Source organism: Nesterenkonia massiliensis, assembly GCF_000455245.1.
In the GTDB taxonomy this organism is placed as follows: domain Bacteria; phylum Actinomycetota; class Actinomycetes; order Actinomycetales; family Micrococcaceae; genus Nesterenkonia; species Nesterenkonia rhizosphaerae.
On the sequence record NZ_HG005171.1, the window covers coordinates 1 to 9430 of the forward strand.

Here is a 9430-nt window from a genome sequence, read left to right on the forward strand (position 1 = left end):
CCAAGGCCGTTCTGTACACACATTTTGGCCTATAACCCAAGATCTTCGAACTCCTACCGGGCCTACCTGACAGCGGCCCTGGTAGTTCCGGCGCCTACTCGGCTGATAGTTCCACCGCAGCCTCGGCTAGGCCGGAGTGGTCTTCCGAATCGTGGCGTAGGTGACTGCTGTCAGCACCAGGGAAGCCGCCGCCAGGTATCCGGAGAAGGTCAGCACTGTCTGTTCGGTCAGCCACCGCCAGGTGTCACCCCAGGCTTCGTTGACTGTAATCAGACCTGCTACTCCGGCAAGTATGACAACTAAGCCGAGAATGCCGATCCACAGCTTCATCAGGCCGAAGCGGCGGTACAGAATAACGATCGCGAACCCTGCGATCATCAGCGCCAAGCACAGCAGGGCTGAGACCAGGCCAGCGCCGAACACCCCTCCGGGGCCGTCAACCAGGAAGGGCAGCGCGAAGGTGTAGGAGTCGACACCGAGACCGTCGGTGGCCTGTTCAATGGCTGCGGCTGCTGCCACTGCCGCACCGAAGAGCAGCGAGACGATGCAGAATGCCAACACCGTTCCCAGCGTGAAGACCCGTCGGCTGTAACTCAAAGCCATCGCAAAGGGGAAAGTATGCGAAGCGGCATAGGCAGCCATGAACACCAAGCACCACAAGGTGGCCTGAGATGCACCGGTATACATGGGCTGGCCGCCGTCAATGCCGCCCTGGCTGTGCACCAGCCAGCCGATTCCTGCGGCAATGGCCCAGGCAGAGAAGAAGACCAGCACTGGCACCAGGACCAGGGATGAAGGCACCAGGAACTGAAGCCCAATGGCGGCTGGCAGGCGGGAGAAGCTTGATCGTGGCATCGATTCGGTAGCAGTCATGGCTCAGCCTTCCTTGTTCTCGGTACGGTCAGCAATCCGGTTCTGGTCCTGCTGACGGGTGGTGAGGCGGACAATCAGCTGCTGCAGGGAGACCGGCACCACGTCCAGGTCAAGCTGCCGCACCCGCTCGCGCTCTGCGTCGTTCAGGGCCCCCAAAACGGTGGTGCGGGCCATGCGTCCAAGCTCCTCGTGATGGAGCAGATCTCGAGGTCCAGCGATCTCTGCGACGGCTTCAGCGCGGCCGACCAGGGTCACTGCGCGTTCACGCAGGTCCTCTACCGGTTCCTGGAGAAGGATCCGGCCCTGATCGATCAGCACCACGTTCTCGATGAGGTGGGCGATCTCATCGATCAGGTGACTGGAGAGCACGATTGTCCTGCGGTGCTCCGCGTAGTCCTCCAGCAGCCGGTCATAGAACAACTGACGAGCCACGGCGTCGAGTCCCATATAGGGCTCATCAAAGAAGGTGACCTCTGCCCGTGAGGCCAGACCGATGATCACTCCCACCGCCGAACGCTGACCTCGGGACATCTTCTTGATGCGAGTCTTCTGCGGAACCCGGAAGTCCTCCTGCAGTCGCTGGGCGAAGTCCCAGTCCCAGTTCGGGAATGCACTGGCTGCGGCTTTGAAAGCGTGCTTTGCCAGCGCATCGTCCGGATAGCGCTGGTCTTCGCGGACGAAGCAGATCCGTGGCAGGACCTGCTCGTTCTCGTAGGGGCTCTGGCCGAACACCTCAACGCGGCCTTCGGTGGGCCAATCCTGGGCGGTGATGATGGACATCAGGGATGTCTTGCCAGCGCCATTGCGCCCGAGCAGGCCATGGATCATGTTCTGCTCAAAGCTCACTGACACGTTGTCCAGTGCTCTGACTTTCTTGTGGCGCCGGGTGAGGCCTTCAACCTCAATCACCGGCGATACTGCGGTGCCGCTCATCGGCGCACTCCTCTCGAATGCGCTGCGCCCTATGGCTCAGCTGTCTTGTCTTCCCGAGCCCGGATCATCTGAATCACGGACTCCGCCGATAGCCCGATGGCGCGAGCTTCGGCAAGCAAAGGGGCGAGGTAGTTCTCTGCGAACTGCTGGCGGCGTTCCTCACGGAGCTTCTCCTGAGCGCCGTCGGCCACGAACATTCCCAGGCCGCGCCGCTTGACCAGGATTTCCCGGTCGACGAGCAGGTTGATCCCCTTGGCTGCGGTGGCCGGGTTGATCCGATGGAAGGCGGCGAGCTCATTGGTCGATGGCGCCCTGTCGCCAGGAGCCAGGGTGCCATCCAGCACTGAGGCTTCAATCTGTTCGGCGATCTGCACGAACAGTGGACGACCTTCTTCCACGCTCACCTCCTCTCCATCAACTGCGATGAGCTTCCCCAGCATATTCCAGTTCACCACCTCTGTGGTTCATTACTTGACTAATGAACCATGGGAGTAGTGCAGCTGTCAAGACCCCGCCTAGGATGAAGGCAGAAGCGATGCAGGGCAGGAGCCGCTCCGGCTCGAAGCCAAAGGTAAGGACGGAGAGCGCGTGAACGACATCGAATGCTGGCTGACCGATATGGACGGGGTGCTGGTGCGCGAGCAGGAAGCACTCCCCGGGGCAGCTGAACTGCTAGAGCAGTGGCGCCGCAAGGATCTGCCCTATCTGGTGCTCACCAACAACTCGATCTTCACTGCCCGTGACCTCTCCGCCCGGCTGCGCAATTCAGGGCTTGTTGTTCCCGAAGACCGCATCTGGACCTCCGCTCTGGCCACCGCAACGTTCCTGGCTCAACAGGTGGCCCCTGAGCAGAACGCTTCCGGCAGTGCCTATGTTGTGGGCGAAGCGGGGCTGACCACAGCGCTGCATGAGGCCGGCTTCATCATGACGGAGACCAATCCGGACTACGTCGTCGTCGGTGAGACCCGCAACTACAGCTTCGAGGCCATTACCAAGGCCGTCCGCCTCATCAACGCTGGAGCACGCTTCATCGTCACCAACCCTGACGCAACGGGCCCCAGCCCCGAGGGTGTTCTGCCTGCCACCGGCGCCATCGCCTCACTGATCACCAAAGCGACCGGCAGCGAACCCTATATTGTCGGCAAGCCCAATCCCATGATGTTCCGTTCGGCCCTGAACCGGCTCGGAGCGCATTCGATGAATACTGCGATGATCGGTGATCGCATGGACACTGACATTGTGGCCGGCATGGAGGCGGGCATGCACACCATTCTGGTGATGACGGGAGTCTCCTCCCAGGCCAGCATCTCCAGTTACCCCTTCCGCCCCAACCGCATCATCGACGGTGTCTATGAGCTGCTGGACGAGCCGATGGATGTCGATTCTGAGGATGCTCGCGGCTCGGCTTAAGCCGTGCCGGGCTGCTCCTGCCGCCCCACCCAGGCTTAAAGCCACGGTGCCTCCCCGGGCCAAAAGAACAGGGCGTCGTTGCCCGGATACTCTCCGAACAACGACGCCCCGACGGGACATTTCTATAACTCAGACCTTTAGAGACCCACGCTGAAAAGCAGCACGGCGACGACGGCGCCTAGCAGTGGCACCGCCACAGTCGTCGCGAAGGCGGCCGGATAGGCGGCCTTGTGCGTTTCCCCGCAGATGATGCGGATGTTGGTCACGGTGTAGCCCCCATGCGGCAGGGAGTCCAGCGCACCGGAGGACAGCGCCGCCACACGGTGCAGAGCACTGGGATCCACGCCCTGACCGATGTAGTTCGGGCCGATCTCCGGAAGCACGATGTTCATGCCGCCTGATGAGGAGCCGGTGAGCCCCACGATCACCAGGACTGAGAGGGCCGCGCCCACCAACGGAGTGGTCTCCCCTCCCACTTCCATCATGAAGCTCAAGGCGGCCTGGAAGCCCTCGGTGTCTCGAGCGATCCAGCCGAAGCCGACCACCGCAGCAGTGTTGGCGATGGCCAGCAGTGCGCCGGTGGTGCCGCTGCCGGCCGTCTCCCAGATGTCCTTCACAAAGCGCCGGCCCAGCAGGTACGCCGTCAGCACGCCGCCTGTGAGGGCGATGATCAGAGCGGACGTCCCAAAGTGGTGGTGCAGGGAGAGTGAGAGTCCCAGGACCACCGCCAGCGGGATCAGGGAGAGGTACGGATTGGGGGTGTCCCGGTCCACCAGCACCGGGTCCCCCTCTCGCTCATCGAATCGCTCCCCACGGGCCACAGCACGCTTCACCATCCACTTCAGCCAGTAGTAGCCGGTGGCGATCATCACCACGGCCACGATCAGGCTGACTTCCCAGCCGGCCAGAGGTGAGGTGCCCAGATGGTCGATGGGGATCCAGTTCTGGATCTCCGGTGAGCCCGCTGACGTCATCGTGAAGGTCACCGAGCCGAAGGCCAGCGTGGCAGGAATGAACCGCCGGGGATAGTCCGACATTCGCCACAGCGCCAGCGCGATGGGGAACACGGTGAAGCCCACGATGAACAGGCTGACACCGCCGTAGGTGAGGATCGCGCACGCTCCCACCACGGAAGCCAGCGTGAAGCGCGGGCCGAGCTTGTCCATCAGGTACTTCGAGACCGCCTCGGCGGCGCGGGTGTCCTCCATCACCTTCCCGAAGATGGCTCCCAGCAGGAACATCAGGAACCACGAGGCGACGAAGTCGGTGAAGCCGTCCATGTAGGTGCCCACAAAATTGGGGTCACCTTCTTCCACCAGCTGAGGGAAGAGCGGCATCCCGCTGATCACTGCCAGAAGCAGGGCGCACAGGGGCGCGGCGATCAGCAGGTTCATGCCGCGCATCACCAAGGTGATGAGCAGCAGCAGACTGGCAATGAGCCCGAAGGCTTCCAGATACGCAGGCATAGGACAGTGCTCTCAGGCCGTGGAGGCTTCAGAAGGTGTGGTCGGTCCAGCTGAGCGTGTAGTCGCCGTACTTGGCGGCACGCACATCACCGGAGCGGGCATGTCCCTCAAACCTCTCGGCGCGCGCAGCACGCCCGGTGAGCTCGCCGAAGAATGCGCTGGACTCCGGGTTGGTCACCTCCTGGTAGGTGACGGAGCGGATGTACTTGCCGACCCAGAGGCCTCCGGTGTACCGAGCTGCTCCGCGGGTGGGGAGCACGTGGTTGGTGCCGATGGACTTGTCCCCGTAGGAGACACAAGTGCCCTCCCCCAGGAAGAGCGCACCGTAGTCGTGCATCTTCTCCAGCGCTTCGCGCGGCTCCTTGGTGAGGATCTGAACGTGTTCGAAGGCGTAGGTGTCTGCCAGCGCGTAGGCGTCGTCGAGATTCTCCACCACGTGGATCTCGCCCCAGTCTCGCCATGCCGGCTCAGCAAAGTCCTTGGTGGGCATGTCCACCAGAATCTCGTCGATGTGCTTGGCGGTCTGCTCGGCCACCTCGCGGCTGGTGCTGATCAGCACCGCCGGGGAGTCCGGGCCGTGCTCAGCCTGGGAGAGCAGGTCCACTGCGGTGATGAACGGATCCGCGGTCTCATCGGCGACGATGAGCACCTCGGTGGGTCCGGCGAAGAGGTCGATGCCCACTTCTCCGAAGAGCTGACGCTTAGCTTCGGCGACGAAGGCGTTGCCCGGTCCGGCCAGCATGTTGACCGGCTTGATCGTCTCGGTGCCGATGGCCATCGCTCCGACAGCCTGGATGCCGCCGAGCAGGTAGATCTCGTCCGCGCCGGCGAAGTGCATGGCGGCGATGGTAGCGTCCGGGATCTCGCCCTGGATCTTGGGCGTGCACGCGGCCACGCGCTGAACACCGGCGACCTTTGCCGTGAGGATGGTCATGTGCGCGCTGGCCAGCAGAGGGTACTTGCCGCCGGGGATATAGGCGCCGACGTCGGTGATGGGCACGTTCTTCTGCCCGATGTGCACGCCTGGGAGGGTTTCGATCTCAAACTCTTTGAGGGAGTCCAGCTGCGCCTCAGCGACCCGCCGGACCTGCTCCTGCACGTACTTGATGTCCTCGCGGGTCTGCTCAGGAACCCGGGCGATGGCGGCGTCGATCTCCTCCTGGGTGAGGCGGTAGGTCTCGGCGTCGTGCTTGTCGAATTTGATGGCGTAGTCGCGCACGGCGGCGTCACCGCGCTGACGGATGTCCTCCAGGGCGCTGGCCACGGCCTCGCGAACCTCTGGTGCGCTGCCCTTCTGGGCGTGCCGCTTGGCAGGCTCTTTGAGGGTGGTGAACGGGATGGAATGGGAGGTCTGCTCAATCATTCCTGCTCCTTCGGTCGAACGGTCTGGTGCAAGCTGTGCGTAACGGTGCATCCACCTATAGAGAGGTGGGTCACCACAATGTATACGTATACAGTGATGCGTGCAACACTCTCGGGACCCCGTCTCTCTCACGCTCGGTAGGCTGTACCGGGCTCAGACACGCACACGGAGAGGAGCAGACGTGACCAACAGCAAGGACGTGGCACGCCTGGCCGGCGTCTCCCAGGCCACCGTCTCCCGTGTGCTCAACGGCAGCGCCCCCATCTCCGAGGACACCCGCCGCCGTGTCATTAAAGCCGTCGAAGAGCTGGGCTACGTGAAACACGCAGGCGCCACCGCGATGCGCACCCGCCGTACCCGCACCGTGGGGATCGTGGTCTCCGAGATGTCCAACCCCTTCTTCCAGGAGATCTTCGACGAGCTGATCCTGCAGTTCGCCTCCGCCGGCCTGCGCACCATGGTGTGGCATGCAGGCGCCCACGCGCAGGACGCGGTGAACGCGATCCGAGACCGCGCCATCGACGGCATGGTCTTCACCGCGCTCTCCGAAGACTCCCCGGAGATGCAGGCCGCACTCCAGGCGGAACGCCCGCTGCTGCTCATCAACCGCACCACAGACACCCTCAACTATGACTGCGTGGTCAGCGACAATCTCGGCGGAGGCCGCCTGGTGGCGGATTACCTGGCCGCCGCCGGACGCACCGATGCGCTTCTGGTGGCCGGAGACCTCACCACCAGCACCGGACGTGACCGCCGCGCCGGCTTCCTGGACGCCATGAAGGAGCACGGCGCACCCGTGCCCGAATCCCGGCAGCTGCCGGCGGACTACTCAGCTCCGGCCGCCTTCAGCCTGGTGAAGCAGCACCTGGAGCAGCATGGCGCCCCGGAGGCGATCTTCTGCTCCAACGACGCCATGGCCGTGGCCGTGATGAATGCGCTGAAGGAGCATGGAGTCTCCGTGCCCGAACAGACTTGGGTGCTGGGATACGACGACGTCGCCGCCTCATCCTGGCCGCTGGTCAGCCTCACCACCGTCTCCCAGTCCAGCCGGGCCATGGCCCGAGCAGGCGCGGAGCTGCTGTTGAAACGCCTTCAGAATCCTGACCTGCCCTGGCAACGGAAGATCTTTCCAGCCCGACTGGAGATCCGAGGATCCACCGCACATTTTCGGGCCTAGACAGGCCTTCGCGTCCCTGGGCTCAGCCGTGCTGGCTGCAGGCAGCCAGCAGCTCGGCCAGGTGCAGAGTCGGCACACCCTCGAGGTGGTCCAGTTGCACCCGGCAGGACATACCGTCGGCCAGCACCACCTTCCGACGCTGACCATCCCGGTCCCGCTGAGCACGCACCGCCGGCAGAAGCGAAGTCTCGGCCACCGCAACGGAGACCTCGTAGTGCCCTTTCTCCATGCCGAAGTTCCCAGCGAGTCCGCAGCACCCGGCGACCTTGGTGACCTTCGCCCCGGCCATCTCCAGCAGCGCCTGATCAACATCCCAGCCGATCACCGAAGACTGGTGACAGTGCGGCTGCGCTACCACATCGACTCCTGAGAGATCCGGCAGCTGGATACGCCCCTCGTCCATGAGGCGATTGACCAGTTCAGCAAAGCTGAGCACCCCGTCTGCCACAGTCTTGGCTTCCTCCCGGTCACTGAGCTGCTGCGCGTCACTGCGCAGGGTCGCCAGGCAGGAGGGCTCGAGCCCGATCACCGGTACACCGGAGGAGATATAGGGTCCAAGCGTGCTGACCACCTCGTCCATCAGCTTCTTCGCCTGGTCAAGCTGGCCGGTGGTGATCCACGGCAACCCACAGCATCCATCCCGCTGTATCACCTCCACCTTCAGTCCCTGACTGCGCAGAAAATCCAGCGCCGCGAGGCCTGACTGCGGGAAGAAGTGATTGGTGAAGGAGTCCGCCCAGACCCACACATCCGCTTCTGCCGACGCCGTCAGCGCCTCGGTCTTGCGGCGTCGTTGGCTGCGCTTAAAGGTGGTGGAGGCAAAGGTCGCGACACCGCGGCGCTGATCGATGCCAGCGATCCACTTCACTGCTGCAGCCACTACCGGGACCTGCATACTGAAGTTCGCCAATCCCGCTACCGGGGCAGTCAGCCTCGCCCATTGCGGAAGCCTGCCCAGAATGTAGTGAGACCGGGGCCGACGTCGCGTGGTCCCGTCCTGATCCCCGCCGTCGTAGGTCTGATAGAGCGCCTCCGACTTATAGCTGGCCATATCGACACCGGCCGGACAGTCTGAAGCGCAGCCCTTGCAGGACAGGCACAGATCCAGTGCTTCATGCACCGCAGGATCCGCCAGCCCCTTTACCAGCGTTCCATCCATAGCCTCCTGCAGAATGCGCCCGCGTCCACGGGTGGAGTCCTTCTCCTGACGGGTGGCCAGGTAACTGGGACACATCACCCCGGTTGTGCGCGGAGCTACACAGCGTCCCACGCCGGTGCAGCGGTGGACAGCGGCCCCGAAGTCGCCATGATCATGCGGCATCCTCATTCCAGGCCAAGGCAGCTCCCGCTTCGGCTGGACCGGTTTGAGGTGGTCGGTATGGGACACCGTGCCGGTGTCATCGGGGGCAGTGATAATCCCGGGATTGAGCAGGTTCTGCGGATCACATATCTGCTTGACCCGGGCGAAGAGATCCAGCGAGGCCTGGTCATACATCAGTGGCAGCAGCTCGGATCGGACCCGCCCATCGCCGTGCTCTCCCGACAGGGAGCCGCCATAGCCGGAGAGTGCCTGTGCACAGGCGGCCATGAACTCGCGGAAGACCGCGGTGCTGGAGGGATCCCCATGCTGGAAGGGAAAGTCGATGCGGCAGTGAATGCAGCCGTCACCGAAGTGCCCATAAGGGTAGCCCTGCAGCCCGAACTCCTTCATCAGTGCTTCAAACTCCCGCATCCAGGCCCCCAGATGCTGCGGCGGCACAGCGGCGTCCTCCCACCCTGAATGTGCCGGGGTGGGCAAAGAGATCCCGGCCAGACCGGCGCCGTCCTCACGGATCTTCCACAGCGCTGAAGCTTCGCCTGCCTGATCGATCAGCCGCTCCCCCACCGCACCAGCAGCTGCGCTGACCTGCTGCAGAACATCGCCGGCAGAATCACCGGCAACCTCCACGAAGAGCCAGGACTCACCACGCGGAAGTGTGGGCACCCGTTTGCCTGCTCCGCGCACCAGCGCCACCAGCCGGGAGTCCATCCCCTCGCAGGCAATGAGCCTGCCGGCACCTGCGGCCAGAATGCGCGGGACCGCATCGGCGGCCTCGGCCACATCCGGGAATCCCAGTACCAGCAGCCTGCGTCCTGGTTCGTCCTGAACCAGCCGCACTGTAGCTTCCAGCACAGTTCCCAAAGTGCCCTCGGAACCGGCGAGGAACC

Annotated in this window: 8 protein-coding genes; 2 read left to right on the forward strand and 6 right to left on the reverse strand. The window is 63.7% G+C overall.

The annotated features are described in order from the left end of the window. Positions 1-126: 126 nt before the first annotated feature. Genes TX78_RS10170 through TX78_RS10180 form a run of 3 tightly spaced genes read right to left on the reverse strand, consistent with a single transcriptional unit; the run spans position 127 to position 2246 of the window. Complete coding sequence (locus tag TX78_RS10170; protein ID WP_044496049.1) at positions 127-873, reverse strand: hypothetical protein; 747 nt, start codon at positions 871-873, stop codon at positions 127-129. A 3-nt stretch (positions 874-876) separates the two neighbouring features. After that, positions 877-1806 (reverse strand): ABC transporter ATP-binding protein, encoded by a 930-nt coding sequence (locus tag TX78_RS10175; protein ID WP_044496050.1) that lies wholly within the window; start codon positions 1804-1806, stop codon positions 877-879. A gap of 29 nt (positions 1807-1835) precedes the next feature. Next, positions 1836-2246 (reverse strand): GntR family transcriptional regulator, encoded by a 411-nt coding sequence (locus TX78_RS10180; RefSeq protein ID WP_044496134.1) that lies wholly within the window; start codon positions 2244-2246, stop codon positions 1836-1838. A gap of 178 nt (positions 2247-2424) precedes the next feature. Here TX78_RS10180 and TX78_RS10185 point away from each other — a divergent pair, with 178 nt between their 5' ends. Beyond that, a complete protein-coding gene (locus TX78_RS10185) occupies positions 2425-3216 on the forward strand; it encodes an HAD-IIA family hydrolase (protein ID WP_044496135.1) in 792 nt (263 codons plus the stop codon). 137 nt (positions 3217-3353) lie between these two features. On the opposite strand, the gene TX78_RS10190 is transcribed toward TX78_RS10185, so the two are convergent. Both TX78_RS10190 and hisD read right to left on the reverse strand, forming a co-directional pair. Next, positions 3354-4682: a GntP family permease gene (locus TX78_RS10190; protein ID WP_044496051.1), complete on the reverse strand. Its 1329-nt coding sequence runs from the start codon at positions 4680-4682 to the stop codon at positions 3354-3356. A gap of 28 nt (positions 4683-4710) precedes the next feature. Then, positions 4711-6045 (reverse strand): histidinol dehydrogenase, encoded by a 1335-nt coding sequence (gene hisD / locus TX78_RS10195; RefSeq protein WP_081652739.1) that lies wholly within the window; start codon positions 6043-6045, stop codon positions 4711-4713. A gap of 181 nt (positions 6046-6226) precedes the next feature. Between hisD and TX78_RS10200 the strand changes: the two genes are divergently transcribed. Next, a complete protein-coding gene (locus TX78_RS10200; RefSeq protein WP_044496053.1) occupies positions 6227-7222 on the forward strand; it encodes a LacI family DNA-binding transcriptional regulator in 996 nt (331 codons plus the stop codon). A gap of 22 nt (positions 7223-7244) precedes the next feature. On the opposite strand, the gene TX78_RS10205 is transcribed toward TX78_RS10200, so the two are convergent. After that, positions 7245-9430, reverse strand: a 2186-nt coding sequence (locus TX78_RS10205) for an FAD-binding and (Fe-S)-binding domain-containing protein (protein ID WP_081652741.1), incomplete at its 5' end; no start/stop codon positions are given.